Origin of the sequence: Janthinobacterium sp. TB1-E2, assembly GCF_036885605.1 — a bacterium.
In the GTDB taxonomy this organism is placed as follows: Bacteria; Pseudomonadota; Gammaproteobacteria; order Burkholderiales; family Burkholderiaceae_D; genus Janthinobacterium; species Janthinobacterium aestuarii.
In genome coordinates, this window is record NZ_CP142523.1 from 3,668,379 (window position 1) to 3,693,450 (window position 25,072).

Genomic DNA, 25,072 nt, shown 5'->3' on the forward strand with positions numbered 1-25,072 from the left:
CCACGGAGCGCTTTTTTTACGTCTGAACATGGGAAAACAGCATGGACTTGCACACGGAATTAAAAATCGCACTCGAAGCTGCTGCCGAACCGGGCCGCGCGGCGCCCATGCAGGCGTATATGCGCGACCAGTTCGTTTTCCTGGGCGTTGCAGCGCCGCAGCGGCGACTGGCCGCCAGGGACTTGCTGGCGGGCTTGAAGGGCATCGATGCCGCGACCTTGCTCGAGCACGCGCAGCTGCTGTGGCAACAGCCGGAACGCGAATACCAGCACGTGGCGCTCGACATGCTGGCCCTGCACTGGCGCCAGCTGAACATCGGGCAAATCCCCGCCCTGCTGGCGTTGGCGCGCCAGCGGGCCTGGTGGGACAGCGTCGACGGCATGGCGGGTATCGTCGGCGAGGTGCTGCAGGCGGAGCACCAGCGCGGCGGCGACGGCCATGCGCACATGGACGCGGCCTTGCGCCATGAGGACTTCTGGTTGCGCCGCATCGCCATGCTGCACCAGCTGGGCTGGCGCGCCGACACAGATGCCGGCTGGCTATTCGGCGCGGCGCTGGCGCTGGCCCATGAAGACGAGTTTTTCATCCGCAAGGCCATCGGCTGGGCCCTGCGCGATTACGCGCGCCACGCGCCGGCAGAGGTGCTGTTTTTTGCAACGAAGCACCGCCAGCAACTGTCTGCGCTCAGCTACCGCGAGGCGTTGAAGCACCAGCCACACTGAACGCCGACCCGCCCAGCAGACGCAGCACGGCGTCGATGCGCGGCGCGGCATCCCAGGCCGGCACGGACGCCAGCAAGCCCAGCGCCATCTGCCGCAGCGGCTCGGCAATCACCATGGCCAGCAGCAGGCCAGCCAGTTCAGGCGCATTGCTGATCGTCATGTGGCCGCGCGCGGCCTGGCGGCCCAGCCATTCGGCCAGCATCGCCGTGCCCCGCTCGATGCCGTTGCGCTGATACACGGCCAGCAAGTCCGCACGCGCGGGAAACTCCGTGCACAGCAGGCGGAACAGGCCCACAGCATCCGCCGTCAGCACGCGCGCCGCCATCGCCTGCAATATCTCTTTTAACAGAGGCAAGACGTCACCAGGCCCGGCCGCATCGTGCGCCATGGCAGGCAGGAACGCATCCGTCCAGCCGCGCACCACCAGGGCGACCAGTTCCTCGCGGTTGGCCGCGTATTGATACAGCGACTTCTTGGCCATGCCCGCGTGGCGCGCCACCGCTTCCATGGTCGTGGCCGCATAGCCTTCGTGCAGCAGCAGCCAGGTGGCCGCTTGCACAGCCGCCTCGCGCGCTTCCTCGGGCGGGCGCGCCGGACGGCCCCGTCCACGCACAGCCTTGCTCTCTTCTTCCTGCATGCCGACTCCAAGCTTGATCGATGGGCAATTTTACACTGAAACATATTTAGGAAACGAAAATCGTTTCTTTAATATATAATTGGTCCACCCCAACAAAGGAGAACGATATGACGAAACATATGGAATTCCCATGGAGCATCATCAGCACGGGCGACTTGCTCAACCCGTTTCCCTTGCACCTGGAAACCGGCATCACGCGCCTGGAAGACGGTTGTCTGCTGGTGGCGGCGCGCACGGAACTGCACGGCTGCAGCGGGCGCATGCTGGATTGGTGGTTTACGTTTTTCGAAACGACCCAGCACATCAAGTGGTGGCATCCGCACGACCACGTGGCACATCACGGCTGGAACAATGCGTGGAAAAAGGGAGAGAGTTACTATGGCGCCTCGATCGAGGCCGTGGAATCGCTGGGCGACATTCCGCCCGTGAAAGCCAAGCTGAAGTTCCATGATCCGAAGGAGGTATTTGATCCGGCGCAACTGCAGCAGGCCAAGGATAGCGGCACCCTGTCGGCTGCCATCTGCGCGCGCATCGGCTTTGGCGAGCACGTGCAACTGGACCCGCTGGGCGACCCGCTCGATGGCGAGATGCTGCATTTGACCCGTGATACGCCCACAGGTTGCGTGCTGCGCAGCCGCTTCTTGCTGGGCCGCAATAGCCTGGACCCCGTGCGCGACGTGCCCGACGTACTGGGCCTGAATTTGCTGCGCCATTGCTACAGCGAATTTACCTATCTGTCGCGCTTCCTGCCATCGCTGTATTACGGTGAGCATGCCAACGGGGAAAAGGCGCCGCTGCCCTGGTAAAACATGGTTTTACAACTGCTTGTGCATGCGCGCCAGCGGCAGCTTGATGTCATCGGGCAAGTCCAGATGAAACTCTTCCGTCACGGCAAAGCCGCTGGCTAGATACAGCGGCACCCCGGGCAAGGTGGCGGCCAGTTCCAGGGCGGTAAAACCGGCGGCCAGCGCCTGGCGTTCGCAATGGCGCATCAGCATGCTGCCCAGGCCCTGGCGGGCGGCGCCTGGTTCGACAAAGAAGGCGCGGATGCGGCCCGGCTGGCTGGCTGGATCGAGCAGCGGATCCGGCCCGCTCTTGGCGCGGTCGGCGCCATACAGGGTGGCGCGCTGGCTCCAGCCGCCGCAAGCCAGCATGGCGCCATCGCGTTCGATCACGAAATACGTCCGGTCCGCCACGAGCTGCGTATCGACGCCGAACACGTGGCGCGTCACGGCCTCGGCCTGTTCCTGCGTATAAAACCCCGCGCTCAGCGCCACGCCGGAACGGGCGATCAGCGCATTCATTGCTGGCACATCGGCCGGCAGCGCCACGCGCAAGCGCGTCAACGCGCCAAAGTTGAACCAGGCACGGCTGATGCGTCCCTGCTCTACCTCATACGTCGCCACCAGTTCCTGTGCCGACATGCCATCGTCCGTATCGCCATGGACGATTTCATGGTCGATCACCAGCTTGCCGCAGGCTATACGATTGAGCAACTGCGCCCGCGGCCGGCTTGCCGCGAAACGGGCCGTGAAACGGGGGCCGATCTGCGCGCCGCCCTGCGCCAGCAAGGTATCGGGGTGCTGGAATTGCTGCGCATCATCTGCGTAGATGGCCAGCAAGGCCGGCACGTCGTGCGCGTTGTAGGCGTCCAGTTGCGCCTGGACCACCGCCGTTGGCGAAATGAGTGTATCGTTGGCAAGCGCCATGCGTGTACCTGTTGTGGAGTGGGTGGAAAGTTGCAAAGGGTAACATTGTCACCTCTGTCGCAGCGCGGTTTACTGCGATAATAACAAGATTCGTCGCAAGAAACATATTCAGGCGTCACCAATCAATCGCAAATCGCAGCAGGAGTAAATATCATGAAATGGGAAGGCAATCGCGAAAGCGACAATGTGGAAGATCGCCGTGGCGAAGATGGCGGCGGGGGCGGCGGTGGCGGCTTTGGTTTTGGCGGGCGCTCGATCGGCATCGGCACCATCGTCATCGCCCTCGTCGGCTCGTATGTACTGGGCGTCAATCCCTTGACCTTGCTCAATCTGCTCAGCGGCGGTGGCGGCCAGGTCAGCACCCAGCAAAGCCAGGCCCCGGCGCGCCAGCCACCCGAATCGGACGAGATGGCCCGCTTCGTGAAAACCGTGCTGGCCGATACGGAAGACACGTGGGGCGCCCTGTTCAAGGCCGAGGGCGGCAGCTATGTGAAACCCAAGCTGGTGCTGTTCTCGGGCAGTATCCCGACGGCCTGCGGCACGGGCCAGAGCGCCAGCGGGCCCTTCTACTGCCCCGGCGACCAGAAAGTCTATCTGGATCTCGATTTCTTCAATCTGATGCAGCAGCGTTTCAAGGTCTCGGGCGAATTCGCCGAAGCGTACGTGATCGCGCATGAAGTGGGCCACCACGTGCAAAACCTGATGGGCTTGTCCGAAAAGGTCGACAATGCGCGCCGCACGCAATCGGAGCGCCAGGCCAACGCCATGTCCGTGCGCCTGGAATTGCAGGCCGACTGCTTTGCTGGCGTGTGGGCGTATCACGCGAACGCCGACCGCAAGATCCTCGAGCAAGGCGATGTGGAAGCGGCCCTGAAAGCGGCCACGGCCATCGGCGACGATGCGCTGCAGCGCCAGGCACAAGGCCATGTCGTGCCGGACTCATTTACACACGGCACCTCGGAGCAGCGCGTACGCTGGTTTACCAAGGGCATCGAGAGCGGCCAGATTGCCCAGTGCAATACCTTCGAGGCACGCCAGTTGTAGTGACATCCGCGTGCACCCACGCATGCCGTCCTGCCGGCCGGCATGCGTCTATCAGGGCAAGCTGACGTCGTAGCGCTTGCCCAATCTTTTCAGCTCGCCCGTCTCGATCAGGTTATTCAGTTCCTGGTCGAACTGCACACGCAGCTTGTCGAAAGTGGGCGAACGGGGGAAGGCAAAATAGCCGTTTTGCAGTTCGATGATTCTGGGCAGGGGTTTCACCTGGCGTCCATAGCCGAGGCGGGCGATGACGGGATCGGTATTGCGACGGTTGCTGACGAAGACGTCGACGTGATTGTGCACCAGCATCTTCAAGCCATTTTCCACGTTGTTGGCCACGCTGACCTGCAAGCCGGGCCGCACGCGCTCCCATTCCGCGCCATAGGCCCAGCCATTGAGCAGCACCACCCTGCGGTTCTTCAGCACCGCGTAGTCGCCGTCCCAGCTGAAGCTGGCGTTCTGGCGCGTATAAAAGACCATCTGGTCCTGGTAAAACGGCTTGTCGGAAAAGGCCATGCTGGCAATGCGATCGGGCGTCTTGTAGGGACCGATCAGGATATCGGCCTGGCCCTGCACCAGCATGGCTTGCGCGCGCGCCCACGGCACCATGCGAAAACGCACGGTGTTACCCGTGCGCGCCGCCATCAGGCGCAGCAGTTCCGCGCCCAGTCCGCCATACTCGCCACCCTCCTGGTACTCGAACACGCGCTCGAACTGCGCGCCCACGGCCAGCAACTCGCGTGCCTGCAGAGGCATGGAAAATGCCGGCCACAGCAGCGCCAGGGCCAGCAGGCGCCGCCCTGCTTTTTTCATCAGCCGACGATGCGCAAGGAATAATCGGTGGCCCGCACGTCCTTGGTCAGGCTGCCGATCGAAATGCGGTCCACGCCCGTTTCGGCAATGGCGCGCACGGTGTCGAAATTGATGCCGCCCGACGCTTCGAGCAAGGCGCGGCCCTGCGTCAAGGCCACGGCTTCGCGCATCATGTCGTTGCTGAAATTATCGAGCAAGACGGAGACGGCACCCGCATCCAGCGCTTCGCGCAATTGCGCCAGGGTTTCCACTTCGATTTGCACGGGCACGCCCGCGTCGAGGTTGCGCGCGTTTTCCAGGGCCTGGCTGACGCCGCCCGCGGCCGCGATATGGTTTTCCTTGATCAGGATGCCGTCGTACAGGGCCAGGCGCTGGTTCTTGCCGCCGCCGACGCGCACCGCATACTTTTGCGCCAGGCGCAGGCCCGGCAAGGTCTTGCGCGTGTCGAGGATGGACGCCTTGGTGCCGGCGATCACGTCGACATACTGGCGCGTGGCCGTGGCCACGGCGGACAGCAGTTGCAGGAAATTGAGGGCGCTGCGCTCGGCCGTAAGCAAGGCGCGCGCCGGTGCCTGGATCGTGCAGACGACACTGTCAGCCGTCATCATGTCGCCTTCGGCGTAATGCCAGGCAATATCGATGCTGCGGTCCAGGCTTTTCATGATGCCTTCGAACCACGGTGCGCCGCATAGCACGGCCGCTTCGCGCACGATGACACGGGCCGTAACGATGTGGTCGGGCGGCACCAGCTCGCCCGTCAGGTCGCACTGGCCCACGTCTTCCAGCAAGGCGGCCAGCAAATTGCCTTCGAACGCGCGCGCCAGGGCCGGATCGAAGGGAGCGAAAGAATTAACGAGAGTACTCATGCTGGACCGATTCCTTGGAACAATGTGGTTTCTTTTGCCAGGTCCGCACCCGGCTTGAGGCCCGCCTTCTTGGCAGCGGCGAAGTCGAGCATGCGGTTGATCGAGCGCACGGCCAGCTGGCCGACGGCAGGATCGACGTGGATTTCGTTGTGCATGTTTTCCAGCGTCTGCGCCAGGTTCAGCAAGCCGTTCATGGCCATCCACGGGCAGTGCGCGCAGCTCTTGCAGGTGGCGCTGTTGCCGGCCGTGGGCGCTTCGATGAAACGTTTTCCTGGCGCGGCGGCACGCATCTTGTGCAGGATGCCGTTGTCGGTGGCGACAATAAACGTGTCCGTGTCCATGGTTTGCGCTGCCGCAATCATTTGCGACGTGGAACCCACCATGTCGGCCAGCGCCACCACGTTCGCGGGCGACTCCGGGTGCACGAGCACCTTGGCTTGCGGATACTCTTCCTTGAGCAGATCGAGTTCGATGCCCTTGAATTCGTCATGCACGAGGCAGCTACCCTGCCACAGCAGCATGTCGGCGCCCGTCTGCTTCTGGATGTAGGAACCCAGGTGCTTGTCGGGTGCCCAGAGGATTTTCTTGCCCTGCGCATGCAGGTGGGCCACGATGTCGAGGCCGATGGACGAGGTCACCATCCAGTCCGCGCGCGCCTTGACGGCCGCGCTGGTGTTGGCGTACACCACCACCGTGCGGTCAGGATGGGCGTCGCAGAAGGCCGTGAATTCATCGACCGGACAGCCGAGGTCGAGCGAACAGGTCGCGTCGAGGTCGGGCATTAATACCGTTTTCTCGGGACTGAGGATCTTTGCCGTTTCACCCATGAAGCGCACACCAGCCACGACGAGGGTCTTGGCCGGATGGTCGCGCCCGAAGCGGGCCATTTCCAGGGAATCGGAGACGCAGCCGCCCGTGGCTTCGGCCAGGTCTTGCAGGTCAGCATCAACGTAATAGTGGGCAACGAGCACGGCTTCGCGCTCGATCAGCAGGCGCTTGATGCGCGTGATCAGTTCGGCTTTCTCGGCCGGGGACGGCGTCGCTGGCGTGCGTGCCCAGGCGTGGGCAGTGCAGCTGGCTCCGTCTTGTGGATGTTCGTACTCGACGGATTTGATGGCTAAAGTTTGCATGGCTGTGTCAAACAAAAACGGGATAGACCGGCACGATTGCAATAAAGCAGGTGCGCCGGAACGAATGGACCGCGGCGCGTCGGTGTGGTGCTGGCGGATGACGTTGTAATGTCGGATTACGCTGCGCTAATCCGACCTACGCGACCTACGCGACCAACTCACCCTGACGTAGGTCGGATTAGCGCACAGCGCGTAATCCGACACAACGTTACCCTACAAATTAATCAATACCCTGGCTCTTGAGGTAATCCTCGTAATTGCCACGGTAATCGACCACTTCATCTTCCTTGATCTCGATGATGCGGTTGGCCAGCGAAGAAACGAATTCGCGGTCATGCGACACGAAGATCAGGGTGCCCGCGTATTTTTCCAGCGCGATGTTCAGGGATTCGATCGATTCCATGTCCATGTGGTTGGTCGGCTCATCGAGCATCAGTACGTTGTGGCGGCCCAGCATCAGCTTGCCGTACATCATGCGGCCTTTTTCACCGCCGGACAGCACCTTGACGGCCTTCTTGACATCGTCGCCGCCGAACAGCAAGCGGCCCAGGATGGAACGCACGGCCTGATCGTCGTCGCCCTCTTTCGTCCACTGGCCGATCCAGTCGGTCAGGTTCGTGTCCTTGGCGAAATCTTCCGTCGGGTCTTGCGGCATGTAGCCGACGTTGGCGTTTTCCGCCCACTTCACGCGGCCTTGATCAGGCTGCAAGCCGGCGATATCGCCAGCGATGCAGCGCAGCATGGTGGTCTTGCCGGCGCCGTTGGCACCGATGATGGCGATGCGTTCGCCCGCCTCGACCATGATGGAAAAGTTCTTGAACAGCTGGCGGTCGAAACCTTTCGAGATGTTCTCGACTTCCACGGCCAGGCGGTGCAATTTCTTTTCGCCGTCGAACCGCACGAACGGATAGGCGCGCGACGATGGCTTGATGTCGTCGACCTTGATCTTTTCGATCTGCTTGGCGCGCGACGTGGCCTGGCGGGCCTTCGACTTGTTCGCGGCGAAGCGGCGCACGAATTCCTGCAGCTCGGCAACCTTGTCTTTCGCTTTCGCGTTGTTGGCCAGCTGCTGGTTGCGCGCCTGGGTCGAGGCGAACATGTATTCGTCGTAGTTGCCTGGATAAATCTTCAGGGTGCCGTAGTCCATGTCGGCCACGTGGGTGCACACCTGGTTCAGGAAGTGGCGATCATGGGAAATGATGATCATGGTGGAGTTGCGCTCGTTGAGCACGTCTTCCAGCCAGCGAATCGTGTTGATGTCCAGGTTATTCGTCGGCTCGTCGAGCAGCAGGATGTCCGGGTTCGAGAACAGCGCCTGCGCCAGCAGCACGCGCAGCTTCCAGCCTGGCGACACATTGCTCATCGGGCCTTGATGCAGGTCGATGGCGACACCGGCGCCCAGCAGCAGTTCGCCGGCGCGCGATTCGGCCGTGTAGCCGTCGTATTCGGACACTTTTCCTTCCAGTTCGGCCGCCTGCATGTAGTCGTCGTCCGTCGCTTCCGGGTTCGCGTAGATCGCGTCGCGCTGCTGGATGGCGGCCCACATTTCCGTGTGGCCCATCATGACGACGTCGAGGACGCGCATGTCTTCAAACGCAAACTGGTCCTGGCGCAGCTTGCCCAGGCGTTCGTTGGTATCGAGCATGACGTTGCCGCCCGACGGGTCCAGGTCGCCGCCCAGGATCTTCATGAACGTCGACTTGCCGCAGCCGTTCGCGCCGATCAAACCATAGCGGTTGCCGTCGCCGAACTTGACGGAGATATTCTCAAACAATGGCTTGGCGCCAAACTGCATCGTAATATTTGCTGTAGATAGCATGTGATATTGGGTCTTTATTCAGTTAAAACAGCTAGTTAAATACTTTTCTCCCATTATACAGCACCCACCCTCATCACTCTATAGTGGTCCGCCGAGGGCGCCACGAGTGCATGCAGAGAAATAATGGCAAGAAAATATGATTGCCGTATTTCCATTTAGCAGATACGCTGCGCGGCATCCGTTTTCTCCCCTCCACCTTACAGGCATCACTTGAAAAAAATCACCATCGCCGCCGCCGTGGCCGCCGCTGCCCTCGCTGTCACCGCCTACGCTTCGCCCTACTATGCCTTGCACCAGATCAAGACCGCGCTGGCCGAACGCAATGCCGACGCCCTGGCCGAACACGTGGACTTCCCCGCCCTGCGCGCCAGCGTCAAGACACAACTGGAGGCCAGCATGGCGCGCAGCATCGCGGCGACCGCCGGCAGCGACAACCCGCTGGCCGTGCTGGGCCAGTCGATCGCCAGCGCCATGCTGGGCAAGATGGTCGACACCATGGTCTCGCCCGCAGGTGTCGTCGCGCTGGTCAACAAGAGCGCCATCAGCCCGCAGGCGGATGCGAATACGAACGCGGATACGCCCGCCGACGGCGCGCAGAAAAAGGCCGAGTATTCGGCAGGCTACGCCGGTGTGAACACCTTCGTCGTGCGCGCGAAAAATGGCAATGCACAGGACGGCGCGCTGGTCCTGCTGCGCCATGGCGTGTGGGGCTGGAAACTGAGTTCGATCGAGATTGCGTCGGCGATGGCTGCACGTTAACCGGGAAATTTCATGCTGAAACACCCAGCTTTATCGCTGGCAATCGCCCTTGCCAGCGCCACGCCACTCGCCCATGCCCTCGATGGCACGACCGGGAGCAGCCATTCTGTCACCTCGCGCATGCGGGCGGAAACATCCACGGCCGCCGATCATGACGCCCCCGCCCTGCTGCCCGTGCCCAGCGACATCTCGCTAGCCGAACTGGAGCGCCGCCTGGCATTGGGACAGGCGCAGGCCGCTGAAAAACACCATACGAGCGCGCTCGATCCGGCAACGCTGACCGGCCTGGCGCGACAGATGGGATGCCAGGATATCGTCGGCGTGCAACCGTTCGGTTTCCCGCCCGATCCAGCGCAGCCCACCGTCCTCAGCGGCGCCCACCTGCTGGCCCGCTGCCCGGACCGGGCCTACGTGACGATCACGGCGATGTCGATGGCGGGCAAGACGGGCAAGCGCGCCAGCATGGCGGCGCAATCGTTCAAGCAGACGGTGGATGGCAGGCCCGCGCGGCGCCTGTACTACAAGGCGCCCAACGGTCGCCAGAAGGAAACGCTGACCATCATCGATGGCAGCTATGCGTATGCGCTTGAGTACTGGTCGCTCGACGACAGCCAGCAAGGCGGCATGGTCGGCAAGCGCCGCATGGACACATTGACGTTGCAATAATAAGCGGGCGAAAATAGTCAAAATACTGTATATTTATACAGTTATTTACTATTTGCCTGCCCAGCATGCCTGCACACCCGCTCAGCGAATTACCCTACACCATCTGTGTCAGCGCCACGATCGACGTGGAGGTCGAACAAACCATCCTCGAGGGCTTGAACGCCTATAACGATGCGATCACGGGATACCAGGACAGGCAGGTATTGAGCGTGGTCGTGCGCGACCGCGACAGCCAGCGGGTGCTGGGCGGCGCCATGGGCCGGACCTCGCTGGGCCTGCTGTTTCTCGATTTGTTTTACTTGCCCGCCGCCTTGCGAGGACTGGGCCTGGGCAGCCAGATACTGGCGCAGTTCGAAGAGGAAGGACGCCGGCGCGGCTGCGCCTCGGCGGTGCTGTACACCATCAGTTTCCAGGCGCCCGAATTTTACGAGCGCCGCGGCTGGCGCCGCTTCGGCGACATTGCCTGCAGTCCAGAAGGGACGAGCCGGGTGTTCATGAGCAAGACCTTGTAGGCTGTAAACAGCAGTGGCTGGCTGCAAAGCTGCCGCCAGCCACTGTCAACCACGGTCAACAAGCGCTGCTTACATGCCCAGCGACTTGAGCAGGTCGGCGTTGTCGTCGTCTTCCGGTTCCGCCGCAGGTGCGGGGGCGGCGTTCCGTTCGCGGTTCGCGAATTCGCCATCCATCAGCGAGTCGGCATCGACTTCGCGCGAATCGAAATCGTGCAGCTTGATGAACTCGGTACGGTCGATCGCCAGTTCCAGGTAGAAAATATTGTTCTTTTCCGTGTAGAAAGTGACGCGACGCATTTCCGGGCGGTCCAGCGGGGTGTCGACGCTGAGCATCACCTGCTTGTTCAGCACCAGCATCTTCGGCTGGCTCTGGGTGATGTTCGTTTGCAGCTCGCGGCGTACCTTGCCCGTAAAGTCGCCCACGATCTGGTTCATCAGCTCGCCCATGATGTTCGACACTTCGTCCGACGTGTAGAAACTGGCCAGTTCCGACTTCGGCATACCCATGTGCAACATGTAGCGCTCGTAGATTTCCATCGCCGTATCGGCGGCAAAATTGAGCACGACCAGGCCCGTGAAACCGCCATCGAACATCACGAAGCAGCCGATGTCCGGCTTCAGGCCCGTCTTGGTGATGCGCTGCACCATGCCCGAATAATTGACCTTGCTTTGCGTTGCAACGTTTAGCACCCGAACCACCGAGTTGCACAAACTCATCAACAAATCTTCTGTACCGTACACAACATCCTTTTCTGCATCCATGAGCAACCTCTCCTACTATTTTAAAGATGACAGCACTGTTCCCTGCCCGCCGCGAGCCGAAACACGACCGTTTCGCTCAGCAAGCGGACGACTTCACCTTTGCATGCCTGACCTTGCGTGGCAGCGCGCGCCGCGTTGCCGCCGGCCCGAACCGCCCTCTTACCTTTTTCTGTATAGAAATAAGTATCATGCGCAGAATACCGAGATGTAACATTTCCGTCCAGCCATACCTGCATTTACTTGACGATCTGTGCGGAAATACCATACCTGGCCAGGTCACGGGCATGGTCGCAGGAAAAAGTGACTAGAAATCAAGTGCGCGCAACACCACGCCGCTGACCAGCAGATCGCGGCTCAGGTAGGAGAAGGCACGCTGGCCGATGCGCAGGCGGTGAGTGTCGAAGATGGCCAGCAAGTCGCCGCCCTGCCCCTGGTCCAGGCTGTGCAATGCCGTGACGGTGATGCGGCACGTCTTTTCCGCCCCGAAGACGGACAAGTGGAAGCGGATGGCGTCACCCGCCTGCTCGAGCGCGATGCTGTCGCGGAGAATTTCATAGGGCATGGCCGGGCGGCTCCTGGCAAGGTTGTCGCGGCAATGGCGCAAGCTCGGCGCCATTTCCCGCTGGGAATACGCCGAGAATAGCGGCAAGGTGCGCAAGCTACCGTCTGCCACCGAACATAAGTGCATACCAGTAGTCGCTCGTGTGTGGCCCTTGTTGCAGCCAGGCATGGCACCTAAAATAGTGTTTTATATTAAACATGATCGTGACGGCAAGCGATGGCACCGTCGCCCACAATGCAAGGAAGTCAATGAGCACACTGTTAGAGCAGGCAACGGGGGAAATGATGGCAGCCGTAGAAGAGTGGTTTGTCGAGCGCCTGAAGCGCACCGACCTGGAAAGCGCCGTGAATCGCACCACCTTACAAATGGGCATCTTCAACGAGTTATTGCTCGACTACAAACCTGGACGCAGCATGGCCGACGATTTCCAGCTGGCCGATGCCGAGGATTTCGCACCAAGGAGGACGCCATCGCGCCTCGATGAAGCCGTCGTGCGCGACATCATCGCGCCCCAACTGGTTGCCATTGTGCTAGCGAAGCTGGAAACACTGGCGGACACGCCCCTGATCGACTACCGCTTCAACTTTCGCGGCAAATTCCAGACGGCACAGGGCATGCTGCACCTGAACCTGCTCGACTACGTCAACGAAGGCAAGCGCAAGACCCTGCTCGAGCGCATACACAGCTACGTCACGCAAAAACTTGAACACGGCAAGCGGCCAACGAAAAAGCTGGAAACCTTCTTCCTGTCGCGCCACCTGCTCGATCCCCAGCTGTTTCCGCAGCCCGATATCGGCTGGACGCTGGCGCAATTCGAACGCATCGAGCAGCTGAACAAATCACGCCCGCAGGCGCTGGCCGAACATCGCGGCGATATCATCCGGGCCGTGTCGGCCTGGGCGGAAAATCAATTCCTGCCGCAGTTCTATGATGTGCGGCAATCGAGCTACCGCAGCGCGGAATACAGCTTGAAGGCGGGCGCGGCGCCAGACGCGCAGGCGCTGGCGCCGATCGACCTGCTGCTGTATGGCGCCGTCATGATCTTGCGGCACGAACCGAGCTATGCCAAATCGACAGGCCTCAAATTCCTGGAAATCGCGCGCGAACTGGGCAGCGAACGGGCCGTGCGCATGCTCAAGGAAGGCAGCGGCACCTTCCCCGATGCCGACATCCACGTGAAAAACGCGCTGCTGGAATGCCGCGCCAACGATGTGTTTGCCACGATCAACATCACCATCACACAGGAAGAGGAAGGCGCGTATGCGCAGGTGCTGGCCTTCATCACGCATCTGCTGCAAGCCGGTTTCCCGAAAAGCTACCAGATCAAGCTCAAATCCAAGGTCAAGGCATATTTGCCGATCAAGGGACTGGCCAAATCCGATACGCACCGCTTCTTTGCCAACGCCCTCGCCCATGCGTCCCTGCGGCCGCAACTGGAAGCGTATGCGCGCGCCGCCATCGAGCAATTCGAATTCTATGCCGACACGGAAGGCGAAAAGAATTGCATGCCCGGCAGCTATGCCGTGTTTGGGCTAGGCTTGCTCGATGCCAGCTATTTCCCGCTGGTGCAGCACTACATGGCCAACGTCGACGAGGAACACCAGTCCGTGCAGGACCAGTTCACGGCGGCCTTCGCCGAACAACATGGCGTCACGCGCGACTCCGCCCCCGTTCTGGCGGCGTGCCTGCGCGCGTGCACGGATAACGCAAAGGTCAGGATCCAGGCGGAACTGGAGGATGTCGAGAAGCTGGAACTGTTCTGCCAGCAACTGCAAGGGCTGGACGGCTATCTGGTCGAGCACATGCTGTATCCGGTCTGGGGCAAGCTGGAAAAACTGGCGGCACTGGCGCGCAAGGCGGAAGGCCGGCGCAAGGAGCTGCTGCTGGCCTTGCTTGAAGCGGCCAGCAAGGCGCACGCCTGAAGTGTGCAACGTTATGACTTTCACCATCTATAATGCGGGCGCCGAAATTGCCGAAAAGCATCTTTTGGCGCCTGACATTGAATCATGGAGAAAACACATGCACAAGCCATTTCCTGCCGCCAGACTGCTGGCCGCCACCCTCGCCGCCGCGCTGATGCAGCCCGCCATGGCGGCTGAACCCACTGCCGTCGAACTGGCGCCGCTGGCCGTCGCCGACCTGTATATCAAGACCATCATCAACCAGGATGAAGCCAGCGTCGCCAAACTCAACGCCTACCTGCGCCCCACGCGCCTGGCGGGCCATCAAAGCGCCGAATACGCGTCGTACAGCGCCCTGAAGGCAGCGGACGCCCAGTTTCCAACGCAAACAGGCAAGCTGATCGCCGACCTGTTCCCCGCCGACATGCGCGCAGCCGTCACGCCGGCCGCCGAACTGCTGGCCGCCAATGTCATCGCCGCCAAGAATGGCGCCGTGTGCCAGGCCACCAAGGCGGACCCCGTGACGGTGCAAAACGGCATGCAAACGACGGCCGTCAGCTTCGAATGCCAGGTCGTCAAGGTGCCCGTGGCATGGGCGCCTGCCGCCCAGCAACTGGCGAAGAGCGGCTGCAAGGTCGAGCAATGCACGGCCGGCCTGCAAAAGATCGCCGCAACCTACACGAGCTCGCCAAAGCAGACATGGCGCGCCGTGTTTGCCGTCAGCCGCGAAAAGAACTCGGAAGCCTGGCGCAACGATTTCGCGCGCGAAACCTTCGATGAAATCTGGGAATACCTGTAATCCTTCACGGAGCTATACACTGCCGATGGACAAGCCCAAACTGACCCCAGTCGCCCAGCCCGCAGGCCAGGCTTTGCTGCGCCTGCTTGCCCCCGAGCATGTGGAGGTCACGCTGGGCGCGCAAGTGCTGGCGCAAGATCTGCACGCCCTGTACGGCAAGCAATTGCTGGCACTGCTGCGCCGGCTGCGTGCCGCCCAGTCCAACCAGCAACACTATGCGGGCGCCAGCGTCGAGCAGGCCGAACAGCTGTTCGGCGCCGCCATCGCCGCCGTCAAGGCCGAGCTGGCCACGCGCCCTCATATTCCCAACAAGCAGGAAGCCAAGGCCTTGCGCCAGGCGACGGCAAAAAAGCGCTGACCGAGGCACAAGCCGGACGCCGGCAAGACCATCCCGTGCGCGCTTCCACGCCAGCCCCCTCCTATAATCGGAAGCTCTTCTGTTTCCGCCATTGAAAGACGCCCATGTCCACACGATCTTCCCGCCGCGTATTGAGCGCCCTTGCTTTCACCGGCCTGGCCGCCATGCAGGTGGCCCATGCCCAAGCTACCGGCCCCATCGACGCGCGCGCCGTCTGGCAGGAACGCTCGCTGTCGGCTTGCCGCAGCGAACAATCGCCGACGGCGCCCGACGTCTGCCTGCTGCGCACCATGCAGCGCAGCGGCGCGCGTCCGCAAGCCATCGCCGCCGCCAGGATGCTGGTCAAGGCAAACAAGGCGGGCTTCATCTCGGCCTGGCGTCCGCTGGGCAAGGCGGCCCTGGCCACCGTCACCTATCCGTTTCGCGCCAACACGAATGAAGGCACCTTGCTGATCGGCAGCGATGGCGCGGCCATCGACGTCGACGAAGGTTCCGTGCGCGAGGAAGACCGCGCCACACCGGCCTGGCGCGCGTTTGCCGCCGCCCATCCGGACTCCGTCCCGTTTGCGCCCGCCGATTTCGTCGGCAGCACGGCCACCGACGATGGCGGCCAGCGCCTGCTGTTTTCCACGCCCCTGATGACCTGCCATGCCTGCGCCGAGGATGGCGCGCTGCTGGTTGCCTACACGGTCGACAAGGCCGGCATCGTGCGCGATCGGCAACTCTTGACGATCAAGTAATGCTGCCTCAAAGATAAGATAGAATCGCCCGATGGCATGTCCATACGCGTACATGCCATCGATCCAACTCTTATCACAGGAAAACATGCGCCGCCCCTGCCTTGCACTGCACCTCACCGCAGCCCTGCTGCTGTCCAGCCCCTTCCATCTCGCCACTGCCGCGCCCGCCGTTACCGCGGCCTCCAGCGCGGCTACGCCGCTCGTCATCGGTGAAAGTTTCAACATCGATTCGCAGGCGCTGCAGGAAAAGCGCCACATCAATGTGTACATGGCGCGTGCCTGGGATACTGCGCCCGATGCACCGCTGCCCGTGCTGTACATGCCGGACGGTGGCGTCGCGGAAGATTTCCTGCACGTGGCCGGCTTGCTGCAAGTGTCGGTAGCAAATGGCACGATGCGCCCCTTCATGCTGGTCGGCATGCAAAACACGCAGCGCCGGCGCGACTTGACGGGGCCGACGGACAGCGCGGAAGACCGCAAGATCGCCCCCGTGGTGGGCGGCGCGTCCGCCTACCGGGCCTTCATCCGCGATGAACTGATGCCGGAAATTGCGCGCCGCTACCGCACGACGGGCGAAACGGCCATCGTCGGCGAATCGCTGGCGGGCCTGTTCGTAGTGGAAACGTATCTGCTGGAACCGCAGCTGTTCGACCATTACCTGGCATTCGACCCCAGCCTGTGGTGGAATCGCGGCGCCCTGCCGCGCGAAGCGGCAGCCTTGCTGGCCAAGGGCAAACCAGGCAAGCGCAGCCTGTACCTGGCGTCGAGCAGCGAGTCAGGCATCGCCATCGAAGTGCAGCGCCTGGCCGACGTGCTGGAGAAACAGGCGCCGCCCGGCTTGCAATGGCATGTGGAAAAAATGCCAGAAGAAACCCATGGCACGATCTATCACCCGGCAGCCCTGAAGGCTTTCCGCGCCGTGTTCAAACCGCAATAAGCGGCCGGGCAGCAAGACATGGACAAACTGTAATCTGGCGCGGGGCTTGCCCGCCACATCGGGCGGGTAAAATCGGCGGCCCTTCTTTCCCCGCCCGATTACAGATACCCATGAGTTTTCTTCAACTATTTATTCTTTCCATCGTCCAGGGCTTCGCCGAGCTGCTGCCCGTGTCCAGCTCCGCCCACGTCATCATGGCGGAGAAATTGATGGGGCTGGATCCCACGTCGCCGGAGCTGACCATGCTGCTGGTGATGCTGCACACGGGCACCATGTTCGCCGTCATCGTGTATTTCTGGACATCCTGGCGCGCCACCTATTTCAGTTCGGCCAGCGCTTTTCGCAGCAACGTCCTGCTGCTTGCAGCGGCCACGGCCCTGACGGGCATCGTCGGCTTTGGCTTGCTGAAGGGTATTACGCACGTCATGAGCAAGGATGCGCCCGGCTTTGAAATCGAACACCTGTTCGGCAACGCGAAACTGATGGCCGCCTCGCTGGCCGCCGCCGGCGTACTGATCATTGTGTCCTCACGCCAGCAAGCGCGCCAGCATGGCACCTTGTCCATCGGCAAGGCGATGGTGATCGGCGCCGTGCAAGGCCTGTGCCTGCCCTTCCGGGGATTTTCCCGCTCGGGCGCCACCATTTCCGCCGGTATCGCCATGGGCGTGCCGCAGCGCCGCGCCGAGGAATTCAGCTTCGCCCTGGCCGTCGTGCTGACGCCGGCCGTGCTGGTCAAGGAAGGCTGGCGCTTTTACCAGGCCGTGGCAAAAGGCAGCCTGGACCATCTGGAACACGGCAACAGCCTGCTGCACTTGCTCGGCCCCAGCCTGCTGGGCATGCTGCTGTCGTTCCTGGCCGGCTTGCTGGCCCTGCGCTGGCTGTCGCGCTGGCTCGAGCAAGGGCGCTGGCATTTCTTTGGCGCGTATTGCCTGCTGGCCTCCTTGGTCGTCTTGTACGTAGGGTAAAATCGCCGGGTTTGCAATTTGCACACACATCCCAGCCAGGTTCTACTGAAAGCCAACGATGAATTTTGCCGCCACCGCCGCCCTCTCGCTTGCCATGTCCACCGATGCCTTCGCGGCCGCCGTGGGCAAGGGCGCAGCCCTGCACAAGCCGCAATGGCGCGAGGCGCTGCGCACGGGCCTGATTTTTGGCGTCATCGAAGCCATCACGCCTATCATCGGCTGGGCCCTGGGCAGCGTGGCGGCGCCCTACGTGGAAGCGTGGGACCACTGGATCGCCTTCAGCCTGCTCGGCATCATCGGCTTGCTGATGATACGCAATGCCTTGAGCGATAGCGATGAGGAGGAAGCGCCGGCCCAGTCGCACTCGTTCTGGGTGCTGGCCGTCACGGGCCTGGCCACCAGCATCGACGCCATGGTCGTGGGTGCCGGTCTGGCCTTGCTGGGCGCGAATATTGTCGTCACTGCCGCCGCCATCGGCTTTTCAACCTTCGTCATGGTGACCCTGGGCGTGATGCTGGGCCGCGTGCTGGGCACGGTGGCGGGCCGGCGCGCCGAACTGGTGGGCGGCCTCGTGCTGATCGTCATCGGCTGCGTGATCCTGTACGAGCATATCGGCCATCCGGCCTGAGGTCCGGACAAGCGATGCGCGCGGCCCCGGCGGCGCGCTTTGTGCTACATTCAATGCTCTGCATTCCTGTCTCACAAGGTGACCATCATGGAAACTATTGAGCTGCTTTTTGCCTCGCTGGTGCGCGAAACTGCCGAATCGATACGCGACCACCACGTTCCTTTTGCCATCAAACACGACGAGCGTGCCTATTTCGAGTGGATGGATGGGCACCCGATCAATGGCTATATCCAGGAAGCGTATCGGGAGATTGAGGAAACCGCCCAACAAATCCGCGCCATTCGCGCTGGGTGATGACGGCTGCCGCAAGCTACTGCGCGCGGCGCCTTGCGGCTGGCGATGCTCATCGCACCAAAGTGCGGTTGCGCTTCTCAGCCACACATCCCCTCCGCTCGCTACGCTTGCGGCAAACGTCGATACGCTCGTTAAAGCTTTTCTGTGAACGTATTGATTCAAATCAAACACTCAACCGTTCCAATCGAATGGATAGTCCAAAGCCATGACAATCAGGTCTGGAGGCGGGAGACATGGATCAGGGACAAAAACACCAGATCAGGGGCTATGAATTTCATGTGGCGGGGGCGCTGGAGAAGGATGGGCGCTACCGGGGCATGATTTTGATCAGCAAGCGCGGCGATACGCAGCAGGTGTATGCCAAGCCCGTATTGATAGAAACGCCGAGCAGTTTCAAGTCCGTGCATGCGGCCTTGATCGAGGCATCGGCGTATGCGCAGGAACTCATCTATAACGGCGCCATCAAGGCCTTGCTGCCGGCCGATGCTCAACTCGCTGGGAAACAGGCGCCGCAGCCGCCGGATTTCGTCGGCAACTGACACGGGCAAGCCCGTCCGGTCATTCGGGACCGTGCGTATAATGACGCGCTTTCCCGGATAAAAACTCAACACCATGGAATTTGTGAATTTACCGCTGGTCTTCCTCGTCGGCTGCGCGCTGATCGCCTTGCTGGCCAAGAAAAACGGCTACTCTTGGTATCTGTTTTTCTTCGCGATTGCCGTTCCCGCACCCCTGCTACTGCTGGCCTTGCCTTATATACTGGGCGTCGAGACCGCATCGCTGACCTCCGTGCGCCTGGGCGCCGCCCTGCTGCTGCCGTTCGCCGGCCTGTTGCTGGCCTTGCGGGGCAAGCGCTAAGGCGATTTCAGCGCGCCGGCACGCCATCGGCCAGGCGCCAGCCGATCGACAAGGCCAGTTGCTGCGCTTCTTTTTCATTACTGCAATCGTCATAGTCGCAGGTATCCGCATAGGCGCCGCACGCCTGGTTCTGGCTGACATACGAACCTACCCAGCGGCCATCGCGGCGCTGGCTGGCCGTGGCGCTGATAATAAAACCTTTGTGGATGGTGGGATTTTCAAAAGACATATTTCCTCCGAGGCGAAAGCGTCAGGGACCTGACTGACCTTACTGTGCGCCCGCGCGCGCAAGCAGTCTGTACGCTTGATCACACACAGAAAGCACGCACGCGCCTGCCTCGCGGCGCCCGGTGATCGGGTATGATTTCAACATGTGTGGACGACTCGATCAAAATGGTACGGCGCCCGAGCTGGCGTCATTGTTCGGCTGGACCGACGCGGTATTCGACAGCGAGGCCGAGCCGCACCTGAACGTGTCGCCTGGCACTTACCGACCCGTGCTGCATATCCAGGATGGCGTGCACAGGGTCGACGATGTCTTCTGGGGCTACCGCCCCGCCTGGGCCGCGCAAGCCGTGCCCGCGCCCGGCAAGAAAAAAATCCCCATCGCCATCAATGCCCGCCTGGAAAAACTCGCCGGGTCCTACTGGAAGCCCCTGCTGCGCGCGGGGCGCGGCATCGTCTGCGTGCATGGCTGGTACGAATGGACGGGAGAAAAAGGCAGCAAACAGCCGTGGCACATCCACCGCAAGGACCGTGCGCCCCTGTTCCTGCTGGCGCTGGCCCAGTTCGGGCCGTATAAGCACAACCGCGAAGAAGCGGGTTTCGTGCTGGTGACGGCCGACAGCCTCGGCGGCATGGTCGACGTCCACGACCGCCGGCCCGTGGCCGTCAGCCGCGAAGACGCGCACCGCTGGCTCGACCCCGCCTTGACACCGGAGCAAGCACTGCACCTGGCGCGCATCTGCATGCTCGACGTGGAACTGTTCGAGTGGCATGCCGTCGATAATCCGCTCGTGCCAACGGCCAAACCCAAGCCGCCGCCACCGGCCGCGGCGCAAAGCGCGTTCGACTGGGGCGACTAACTCAGGCGGGCAATCGTGCCAGCCGGCGCCACAGCGCTTCCATCGGCCCCTGGCGGAAATGTCGCAGCCAGTAGCGGCTGAGCAGCACCTGCCCTGCCATGATCAGCACGGCCAGTCCCAGCATCTCGGCCGGACGCAGTGTTGCGCCCCAGCCCAGGCCCGGCCCTTGCAGCAGCCACGTGCCGATCACCGACTGCAGCAGATAATTGCTGAGCGCCATGCGTCCCACGGGCGCCAGCCATACCGCTAGCCAGCGCAGCATGAAAGGACCGGCCAGCATCAGCGCCGCCACATAGCCAGCCGCCAGCACGGGGCCGCCGGCGAACAGGCCCACTTCGAACAGGGCCGTATTGAACACGGTTTGATACGGATCGGCCACCTGCCACGCGACGGCGCCCGCGGCCAGCAGGTTGAACGGCAAGCCCACGCCCAGCCCTACCGCACGCACGCGGCGCCACAGCAGCTGGTGGCGCTGCGGCTGCGTCAGCCAGTCCAGGCGCACGGACAGGATGCCCAGCAGGAACAGCACGATGATGTGCGGCAGCATGACGATGGCGTACAGCAAGGAGACAAGAAAATCGTTGGCGCGCAGTCTGGCCACGGCCAGCACATTGCCCTGCGTGTAGATGGCGTAGCGGTCCGCAAAGCCTTGCAGGTCGCGCGCGATGTCCGGCGCGCCGCCCTGCTGGCCCATGGGAATCAGCAAGCACATGAATAACAGAAAACCGGCGGCCACCAGCCAGGCGCGGTTGCGTATGCGGCTCAGTTTGGCCGCTGCCAGCGGCAGGATCAGCATGCCGGCCACCGCATACGAAGTCAGCACGTCGCCGCTCCAGATAAGGAAACCATGTAGCAGGCCAAACACGAGCAGCCAGTGCAGCCGGCGCCGATAGGCCGCTTGCGCCTGCTCCCAGCTGCCCAGTTGGCGCTTCAGGGAACGTGTCTGCAAGGCAAATCCCGCGCCGAACAGAAACGCGAAGATGGGATAGAACTTGAATTGCGCCAGCGCCGCCACGCCGAAAATGACGAGCTGGTCCAGCACGGGCGGCTGCGCCGGCAAGGTACCGTAGCGCAGGGACAAGGTGCCCCAGGCAAAGCCCCAGATATTCACCAGCAGGATGCCAAACACGGCGATGCCGCGCAGCACATCGAGCTGCAGCAGCCTGCCGGGCTTGGCGGACATGGAGCTCAAGGCGTTCAGGGGCGCGCCAGGGTCGGGTAGTCGGTCACTTGCAGACTGAAGCCGGACGCATCCGATTGCAGGCGCGCTTGGCCGCCGAACGGCAAGGTAACACGGCGGCGGATATGGCCGAACTCGAGCCCCGTCAGCACGGGCACGGGCAGGCGTTCGCGCACGTAGGCCAGCATGGCGCCGAAATCGTAGCCATTGTCCATCGGACTCAATTTATAGGCGGAAAAATCGCCAAGTACCACGGCTTGCTGACGCTGAAACACGCCCGCGTGCAGCAATTGCAGCAGCATGCGTTCGACCCGGTATGGGTGTTCGTTGACGTCTTCCAGGAACAAAATGCCGCCATCGATCTCGGGGAAATACGGCGTGCCGAGCAAGTGGACCAGCATGGCCAGGTTACCGCCCCACAGCTTGCCTTGCAGCGCGACCTGCGGATTGCCCGCCGCCGTGCCCATGACCGTGTGCGTGGGACCGGCCAGGCACGACCACAGTTGGTCGAGCGTAAATTGCTCGGGCTCGTCACGGATGAAATCGTCGCAGATCATGGGTCCGGCAAAGCTGGCGCGGCCCGTTTTCGCCAGCAAGCCCATGTGGAAGGCCGTGAAGTCGCTGTAGCCGACAAACAGTTTGCCGCTGTCGGCCATGGCAGTAAAGTCGATCTCGGGCAGGATGCGGCTGATGCCGTAGCTGCCGCGCAGAGCGATCACCACCTGCACGTCCGGGTCCGCAGCGGCCGCGTTCAGCTGTGCCAGGCGGCCCGCGTCCGTGCCGCCGAAGCGCTGGAATGTGTGGTCGGGGTCGTAGTAATTGTGGACGGTGGCGCCTTGCGCCTGCAAGCGGGCGATGCCGCGCTCCAAAGCCGCCGCGTCGGGCGCATAACCGCCCGGTGCAACGATGGCGATGCCAATCTCAGGTGTCTTCAAAATGCCCGTGCCTTCAAAAGTTGTGGGCGCGCCTAGGCTGGCTGGGAGCGCATCTGGGGCGCCATCTTACCTTGCAGATGCACATCGATCAAGGCAAGCAGGCGCTCGATCAGCTGGGGCGGCATGTCGTGCCCCATGCCTTCGATCACCTCGAGCCGGGCGCCCGGGATCAGCGCCGCCGTATCGATGCCGCAGGCGACGGGGATCAAGGGGTCGGCCGCGCCATGGATCACCAGCGCCGGGCAACTGATGCTCGGCAACAGGGCCGTGCGCTCGCCCGAGGCGGCGATGGCCACCATTTGCCGCGCCACGCCTTCGGGGCAGCTGCCGCGCTGCAGCGCCGCTTCGATGCGCTGGTACAGCAGCTTTTCCGACACGGGATAGGCGGGGCTGCCGATGACGCGCACGGTGGCCGCCATGTGCGCCATCAGTTCTGCGCGGCTGGCATTGCGTTTCGGACGTTGCAACAAGGCGTTGCGCGCAGCCCGCGTGGGGCCGGGCAAGCCGCGCCGGCCGCTGCTCGACATGATGGACGTCAGGCTGAGCACCTGCAGCGGCGCGCGCGCCGCCATCACTTGCGCGATCATGCCGCCCATCGACACGCCGATCACGTGCGCCTGCGCAATACGCAGGGCCGCCAGCAAACCGAGCGCGTCGTCCGCCATGTCATTGAGGGTGTAGGAAGTTTTGAGGGGCCAGCCCAGCAGGTTTTTCACGTAGGCCAGCGGCAGATACGGTTTGCCCGCCAGCGCCATCTTGCTCGACAGGCCGCTGTCGCGGTTATCGAAACGTAGCACGTGAAAACCTTGCTCGACGATGCCTTCGACGAAGTCCGCCGGCCAGGCAATCAGCTGCATGCCCAGGCCCATGACGAGCAGCACGCACGGATCGTTGGGGTCGCCGTGGCTTTCATAAGCTATGTTGAGGCCGTTCGCCATGATGGTTGCCATGATTGCCTCTCTTACAGGAACCAGCACGCAGGCACGATCGCTGCGGCCTTGCAACCAGCATACCACTATTGTGCTTCAGACATGAGACCGGCACGCGGCACTCACACTGAAGTGTTGCTCTGCTTGCACATGACAGAACCTACTGCGCGTCGCGACTTGCGGCCTGCGATACTCACCGTACCTAAAGTACGGTTGCGCTTCTCGACCACAATTCGCTTCCGCTCGCTACGGCTCTGTCACGTGCTGACACTCATCAACTTGCAAAAAACATTATTTTTCCTTTGGCAGGCTGTCAGCCAAGTCCACCCACGCTTGCGGCTGCGGTTTACCGCGCTCGCGCACGCCGAAGAAGGAGACCACTTGCGTGCCTTCCTTGTCGAAGAATTCGACGGAAGTGACGCCGCCGCGCTTGACGACCCAGCCGCTGCGCAGGGCCGTGTCGCGGATGTGCAGGTTGAAGTCCGGGTCCAGCACGTTGAAGAAGCCGCCGGCGGCCATGGTTTTTTCGATCTTGCCGCTGTAGATCTGCGTCAAGCCTTCATTGCCCAGGAACACCATGATGGCGACCTTGTCCTTGGCCGCGTTTTCCAGCAGGGTGCGCAGCGCTTCCGGCGTCACGCGCTCGACCACGCCGGCCGGCGCCAGGCGCAGCGCCTGTTCGCGCGACAGATGGAATTCGCGCATGATTTGCGCAAACTGGTGCACGTCCGTCATGTCTTTCCAGGCCAGCTGGAATTCCTTGACGTCGATTTCGGCGTCCGGCTTTTCAGCGGCCTTGGGCGCCACGGCCAGCACGTTCAGCTCGGCACTTTGCTGAGGCATGCGGAAGGTGGCCACCAGCTTGTCGTAGACGGCCACGCCAGGCTCGTTGCGCAGGTAGATCTTGTGCACGGCCGTGCCGTTGGCATCAAAGAATTGCAGGCTGCGCGTCGGCTTGCCATCGCGGCCCGCCTGTTCCACGGCAAATGCGTATTTCCAGTTTTCAAAGTGGAAACGCAGGTCGATCTGGCCGCCCAGGTAGCCGCCGGCGATATTGCGCTGGCGCGCTTCCGTTTCCGGGTCTTGCTTGGCGTCGGCCTGTTCCGACTTGTCGCCCGCCTGCTTGAACTTGCTGGCGACGCCCGTCGTTTCAATGACGCCGTTTTCATTGCGCGTGATCGCTTGCACGGTGCCCAGGTCCAGGGCGGCGCGCATGATTTCGCGCGGCTGGTTGCCATCGGCCTGCAGGCGCGTGACGCCCTTGCCGATATTGGTTGCCAGCAATTGTGCTTCGGACACACCCAGCGCGCGGGCCGCGTCGCGGATCTGCAGCTTCGGCTGTTCCGTGCGCAAGGTGGACCAGCGTTCCGCCAAAGTGGCTGGGGCCGCGGTTGCGTTTGCGATCAGCAGGCTGCCTAGCAGGGATAGAACGAGTTTGGATAACTTCATAGAGAGACCATTCAAT

General features: G+C 62.3%; 30 protein-coding genes. 17 read left to right on the forward strand and 13 right to left on the reverse strand.

What is annotated here, in order from left to right:
* The first annotated feature begins 41 nt into the window (after positions 1–41).
* Entirely contained in the window at positions 42–722 is a 681-nt protein-coding gene (locus tag OPV09_RS16300) for a DNA alkylation repair protein (RefSeq protein ID WP_072453533.1), read from the forward strand.
* Here OPV09_RS16300 and OPV09_RS16305 read toward each other — a convergent pair.
* A complete protein-coding gene (locus tag OPV09_RS16305) occupies positions 685–1,359 on the reverse strand; it encodes a TetR/AcrR family transcriptional regulator (protein WP_034756065.1) in 675 nt (224 codons plus the stop codon). The genes OPV09_RS16300 and OPV09_RS16305 overlap by 38 nt on opposite strands.
* A 107-nt stretch (positions 1,360–1,466) precedes the next feature.
* Between OPV09_RS16305 and OPV09_RS16310 the strand changes: the two genes are divergently transcribed.
* A complete protein-coding gene (locus OPV09_RS16310) occupies positions 1,467–2,165 on the forward strand; it encodes a DAPG hydrolase family protein (protein ID WP_235194305.1) in 699 nt (232 codons plus the stop codon).
* 9 nt (positions 2,166–2,174) lie between these two features.
* On the opposite strand, the gene OPV09_RS16315 is transcribed toward OPV09_RS16310, so the two are convergent.
* Positions 2,175–3,068 (reverse strand): GNAT family N-acetyltransferase, encoded by an 894-nt coding sequence (locus OPV09_RS16315; protein ID WP_338678774.1) that lies wholly within the window; start codon positions 3,066–3,068, stop codon positions 2,175–2,177.
* Between the two features lie 153 nt (positions 3,069–3,221).
* Between OPV09_RS16315 and ypfJ the strand changes: the two genes are divergently transcribed.
* Positions 3,222–4,112, forward strand: coding sequence for a KPN_02809 family neutral zinc metallopeptidase (gene ypfJ, locus OPV09_RS16320; RefSeq protein WP_338678775.1), 891 nt, complete (start codon positions 3,222–3,224; stop codon positions 4,110–4,112).
* A gap of 51 nt (positions 4,113–4,163) precedes the next feature.
* Here the strand turns inward: ypfJ and OPV09_RS16325 are convergent, their stop codons facing one another.
* The 4 genes from OPV09_RS16325 to OPV09_RS16340 form a co-directional block, all read right to left on the reverse strand.
* Entirely contained in the window at positions 4,164–4,922 is a 759-nt protein-coding gene (locus tag OPV09_RS16325) for a substrate-binding periplasmic protein (protein WP_034756058.1), read from the reverse strand.
* Positions 4,922–5,788: a carboxylating nicotinate-nucleotide diphosphorylase gene (nadC, locus tag OPV09_RS16330; RefSeq protein ID WP_338678776.1), complete on the reverse strand. Its 867-nt coding sequence runs from the start codon at positions 5,786–5,788 to the stop codon at positions 4,922–4,924. The genes OPV09_RS16325 and nadC overlap by 1 nt, the downstream gene beginning before the upstream one ends.
* Entirely contained in the window at positions 5,785–6,918 is a 1,134-nt protein-coding gene (gene nadA, locus OPV09_RS16335; RefSeq protein WP_034756048.1) for a quinolinate synthase NadA, read from the reverse strand. The genes nadC and nadA overlap by 4 nt, the downstream gene beginning before the upstream one ends.
* Before the next feature lie 220 nt (positions 6,919–7,138).
* The gene (locus tag OPV09_RS16340; protein ID WP_034756044.1) at positions 7,139–8,737 is read right to left on the reverse strand and encodes an ABC-F family ATPase; all 1,599 of its coding nucleotides are present in this window, start codon (positions 8,735–8,737) and stop codon (positions 7,139–7,141) included.
* A gap of 210 nt (positions 8,738–8,947) precedes the next feature.
* Between OPV09_RS16340 and OPV09_RS16345 the strand changes: the two genes are divergently transcribed.
* The 3 genes from OPV09_RS16345 to OPV09_RS16355 all read left to right on the forward strand — a co-directional run bounded on the left by OPV09_RS16345 (position 8,948) and on the right by OPV09_RS16355 (position 10,674).
* Complete coding sequence (locus OPV09_RS16345) at positions 8,948–9,496, forward strand: DUF2939 domain-containing protein (protein ID WP_331776519.1); 549 nt, start codon at positions 8,948–8,950, stop codon at positions 9,494–9,496.
* A 12-nt stretch (positions 9,497–9,508) separates the two neighbouring features.
* Entirely contained in the window at positions 9,509–10,162 is a 654-nt protein-coding gene (locus tag OPV09_RS16350; RefSeq protein WP_338678777.1) for a hypothetical protein, read from the forward strand.
* Positions 10,163–10,227: 65 nt separating this feature from the next.
* Entirely contained in the window at positions 10,228–10,674 is a 447-nt protein-coding gene (locus OPV09_RS16355) for a GNAT family N-acetyltransferase (RefSeq protein WP_338678778.1), read from the forward strand.
* 69 nt (positions 10,675–10,743) lie between these two features.
* Here the strand turns inward: OPV09_RS16355 and OPV09_RS16360 are convergent, their stop codons facing one another.
* Entirely contained in the window at positions 10,744–11,436 is a 693-nt protein-coding gene (locus OPV09_RS16360) for a DUF3334 family protein (RefSeq protein ID WP_034756036.1), read from the reverse strand.
* Between the two features lie 304 nt (positions 11,437–11,740).
* Positions 11,741–12,109: a DUF1488 family protein gene (locus tag OPV09_RS16365; protein WP_219328966.1), complete on the reverse strand. Its 369-nt coding sequence runs from the start codon at positions 12,107–12,109 to the stop codon at positions 11,741–11,743.
* A gap of 137 nt (positions 12,110–12,246) precedes the next feature.
* On the opposite strand from OPV09_RS16365, the gene OPV09_RS16370 reads away from it, so the two are divergent.
* From OPV09_RS16370 to OPV09_RS16415, 10 genes are all read left to right on the forward strand, one after another.
* Positions 12,247–13,920 (forward strand): DUF6138 family protein, encoded by a 1,674-nt coding sequence (locus OPV09_RS16370; protein ID WP_338678779.1) that lies wholly within the window; start codon positions 12,247–12,249, stop codon positions 13,918–13,920.
* A 97-nt stretch (positions 13,921–14,017) separates the two neighbouring features.
* Positions 14,018–14,698, forward strand: a complete 681-nt coding sequence (locus OPV09_RS16375) for a hypothetical protein (protein ID WP_219328964.1) — start codon at positions 14,018–14,020, stop codon at positions 14,696–14,698.
* A 25-nt stretch (positions 14,699–14,723) separates the two neighbouring features.
* A complete protein-coding gene (locus OPV09_RS16380; RefSeq protein WP_338678780.1) occupies positions 14,724–15,056 on the forward strand; it encodes a hypothetical protein in 333 nt (110 codons plus the stop codon).
* A gap of 104 nt (positions 15,057–15,160) precedes the next feature.
* Entirely contained in the window at positions 15,161–15,796 is a 636-nt protein-coding gene (locus OPV09_RS16385) for a hypothetical protein (protein ID WP_338678781.1), read from the forward strand.
* Positions 15,797–15,881: 85 nt separating this feature from the next.
* Positions 15,882–16,733, forward strand: a complete 852-nt coding sequence (locus tag OPV09_RS16390) for an alpha/beta hydrolase (protein WP_338678782.1) — start codon at positions 15,882–15,884, stop codon at positions 16,731–16,733.
* A gap of 110 nt (positions 16,734–16,843) precedes the next feature.
* Entirely contained in the window at positions 16,844–17,698 is an 855-nt protein-coding gene (locus OPV09_RS16395; protein WP_338678783.1) for an undecaprenyl-diphosphate phosphatase, read from the forward strand.
* Positions 17,699–17,756: 58 nt separating this feature from the next.
* The gene (mntP, locus tag OPV09_RS16400) at positions 17,757–18,326 is read left to right on the forward strand and encodes a manganese efflux pump MntP (RefSeq protein ID WP_034756017.1); all 570 of its coding nucleotides are present in this window, start codon (positions 17,757–17,759) and stop codon (positions 18,324–18,326) included.
* An 87-nt stretch (positions 18,327–18,413) separates the two neighbouring features.
* Positions 18,414–18,620, forward strand: coding sequence for a hypothetical protein (locus OPV09_RS16405; RefSeq protein ID WP_034756014.1), 207 nt, complete (start codon positions 18,414–18,416; stop codon positions 18,618–18,620).
* Between the two features lie 233 nt (positions 18,621–18,853).
* The gene (locus OPV09_RS16410; RefSeq protein WP_338678784.1) at positions 18,854–19,159 is read left to right on the forward strand and encodes a hypothetical protein; all 306 of its coding nucleotides are present in this window, start codon (positions 18,854–18,856) and stop codon (positions 19,157–19,159) included.
* Between the two features lie 73 nt (positions 19,160–19,232).
* Positions 19,233–19,478, forward strand: coding sequence for a hypothetical protein (locus OPV09_RS16415; RefSeq protein ID WP_338678785.1), 246 nt, complete (start codon positions 19,233–19,235; stop codon positions 19,476–19,478).
* 7 nt (positions 19,479–19,485) lie between these two features.
* Here the strand turns inward: OPV09_RS16415 and OPV09_RS16420 are convergent, their stop codons facing one another.
* Positions 19,486–19,707, reverse strand: a complete 222-nt coding sequence (locus OPV09_RS16420) for a hypothetical protein (protein WP_034756009.1) — start codon at positions 19,705–19,707, stop codon at positions 19,486–19,488.
* Between the two features lie 142 nt (positions 19,708–19,849).
* On the opposite strand from OPV09_RS16420, the gene OPV09_RS16425 reads away from it, so the two are divergent.
* Positions 19,850–20,563, forward strand: a complete 714-nt coding sequence (locus tag OPV09_RS16425; RefSeq protein ID WP_338678786.1) for an SOS response-associated peptidase — start codon at positions 19,850–19,852, stop codon at positions 20,561–20,563.
* Between the two features lies 1 nt (position 20,564).
* Here OPV09_RS16425 and OPV09_RS16430 read toward each other — a convergent pair whose 3' ends face one another.
* The 4 genes from OPV09_RS16430 to OPV09_RS16445 all read right to left on the reverse strand — a co-directional run bounded on the left by OPV09_RS16430 (position 20,565) and on the right by OPV09_RS16445 (position 25,056).
* The gene (locus OPV09_RS16430) at positions 20,565–21,746 is read right to left on the reverse strand and encodes a DUF418 domain-containing protein (RefSeq protein ID WP_338678787.1); all 1,182 of its coding nucleotides are present in this window, start codon (positions 21,744–21,746) and stop codon (positions 20,565–20,567) included.
* A 14-nt stretch (positions 21,747–21,760) separates the two neighbouring features.
* Entirely contained in the window at positions 21,761–22,678 is a 918-nt protein-coding gene (ldcA, locus tag OPV09_RS16435; RefSeq protein ID WP_338678788.1) for a muramoyltetrapeptide carboxypeptidase, read from the reverse strand.
* Positions 22,679–22,710: 32 nt separating this feature from the next.
* Positions 22,711–23,628, reverse strand: coding sequence for an alpha/beta hydrolase (locus OPV09_RS16440; protein WP_319991543.1), 918 nt, complete (start codon positions 23,626–23,628; stop codon positions 22,711–22,713).
* Between the two features lie 270 nt (positions 23,629–23,898).
* Positions 23,899–25,056, reverse strand: a complete 1,158-nt coding sequence (locus OPV09_RS16445; protein WP_338678790.1) for a hemin-degrading factor — start codon at positions 25,054–25,056, stop codon at positions 23,899–23,901.
* Between the last annotated feature and the right edge of the window lie 16 nt (positions 25,057–25,072).

What these genes read in the sequence shown, in the direction of transcription:
- OPV09_RS16310 (WP_235194305.1), top strand. Translation starts at nt 1,467, where the DNA reads ATGACGAAACATATGGAATTCCCATGGAGCATCATCAGCACGGGCGAC.
- OPV09_RS16325 (WP_034756058.1), bottom strand. Translation starts at nt 4,922, where the DNA reads ATGAAAAAAGCAGGGCGGCGCCTGCTGGCCCTGGCGCTGCTGTGGCCG.
- OPV09_RS16350 (WP_338678777.1), top strand. Translation starts at nt 9,509, where the DNA reads ATGCTGAAACACCCAGCTTTATCGCTGGCAATCGCCCTTGCCAGCGCC.
- OPV09_RS16385 (WP_338678781.1), top strand. Translation starts at nt 15,161, where the DNA reads ATGTCCACACGATCTTCCCGCCGCGTATTGAGCGCCCTTGCTTTCACC.
- OPV09_RS16425 (WP_338678786.1), top strand. Translation starts at nt 19,850, where the DNA reads ATGTGTGGACGACTCGATCAAAATGGTACGGCGCCCGAGCTGGCGTCA.
- mntP (WP_034756017.1), top strand. Translation starts at nt 17,757, where the DNA reads ATGAATTTTGCCGCCACCGCCGCCCTCTCGCTTGCCATGTCCACCGAT.
- ypfJ (WP_338678775.1), top strand. Translation starts at nt 3,222, where the DNA reads ATGAAATGGGAAGGCAATCGCGAAAGCGACAATGTGGAAGATCGCCGT.
- OPV09_RS16355 (WP_338678778.1), top strand. Translation starts at nt 10,228, where the DNA reads ATGCCTGCACACCCGCTCAGCGAATTACCCTACACCATCTGTGTCAGC.
- OPV09_RS16430 (WP_338678787.1), bottom strand. Translation starts at nt 21,746, where the DNA reads ATGTCCGCCAAGCCCGGCAGGCTGCTGCAGCTCGATGTGCTGCGCGGC.
- OPV09_RS16405 (WP_034756014.1), top strand. Translation starts at nt 18,414, where the DNA reads ATGGAAACTATTGAGCTGCTTTTTGCCTCGCTGGTGCGCGAAACTGCC.
- OPV09_RS16410 (WP_338678784.1), top strand. Translation starts at nt 18,854, where the DNA reads ATGGATCAGGGACAAAAACACCAGATCAGGGGCTATGAATTTCATGTG.
- nadA (WP_034756048.1), bottom strand. Translation starts at nt 6,918, where the DNA reads ATGCAAACTTTAGCCATCAAATCCGTCGAGTACGAACATCCACAAGAC.
- OPV09_RS16360 (WP_034756036.1), bottom strand. Translation starts at nt 11,436, where the DNA reads ATGGATGCAGAAAAGGATGTTGTGTACGGTACAGAAGATTTGTTGATG.
- OPV09_RS16395 (WP_338678783.1), top strand. Translation starts at nt 16,844, where the DNA reads ATGAGTTTTCTTCAACTATTTATTCTTTCCATCGTCCAGGGCTTCGCC.
- nadC (WP_338678776.1), bottom strand. Translation starts at nt 5,788, where the DNA reads ATGAGTACTCTCGTTAATTCTTTCGCTCCCTTCGATCCGGCCCTGGCG.
- OPV09_RS16415 (WP_338678785.1), top strand. Translation starts at nt 19,233, where the DNA reads ATGGAATTTGTGAATTTACCGCTGGTCTTCCTCGTCGGCTGCGCGCTG.
- OPV09_RS16340 (WP_034756044.1), bottom strand. Translation starts at nt 8,737, where the DNA reads ATGCTATCTACAGCAAATATTACGATGCAGTTTGGCGCCAAGCCATTG.
- OPV09_RS16300 (WP_072453533.1), top strand. Translation starts at nt 42, where the DNA reads ATGGACTTGCACACGGAATTAAAAATCGCACTCGAAGCTGCTGCCGAA.
- OPV09_RS16420 (WP_034756009.1), bottom strand. Translation starts at nt 19,707, where the DNA reads ATGTCTTTTGAAAATCCCACCATCCACAAAGGTTTTATTATCAGCGCC.
- OPV09_RS16305 (WP_034756065.1), bottom strand. Translation starts at nt 1,359, where the DNA reads ATGCAGGAAGAAGAGAGCAAGGCTGTGCGTGGACGGGGCCGTCCGGCG.
- OPV09_RS16445 (WP_338678790.1), bottom strand. Translation starts at nt 25,056, where the DNA reads ATGAAGTTATCCAAACTCGTTCTATCCCTGCTAGGCAGCCTGCTGATC.
- OPV09_RS16370 (WP_338678779.1), top strand. Translation starts at nt 12,247, where the DNA reads ATGAGCACACTGTTAGAGCAGGCAACGGGGGAAATGATGGCAGCCGTA.
- OPV09_RS16390 (WP_338678782.1), top strand. Translation starts at nt 15,882, where the DNA reads ATGCGCCGCCCCTGCCTTGCACTGCACCTCACCGCAGCCCTGCTGCTG.
- OPV09_RS16380 (WP_338678780.1), top strand. Translation starts at nt 14,724, where the DNA reads ATGGACAAGCCCAAACTGACCCCAGTCGCCCAGCCCGCAGGCCAGGCT.
- OPV09_RS16315 (WP_338678774.1), bottom strand. Translation starts at nt 3,068, where the DNA reads ATGGCGCTTGCCAACGATACACTCATTTCGCCAACGGCGGTGGTCCAG.
- OPV09_RS16440 (WP_319991543.1), bottom strand. Translation starts at nt 23,628, where the DNA reads ATGGCAACCATCATGGCGAACGGCCTCAACATAGCTTATGAAAGCCAC.
- OPV09_RS16375 (WP_219328964.1), top strand. Translation starts at nt 14,018, where the DNA reads ATGCACAAGCCATTTCCTGCCGCCAGACTGCTGGCCGCCACCCTCGCC.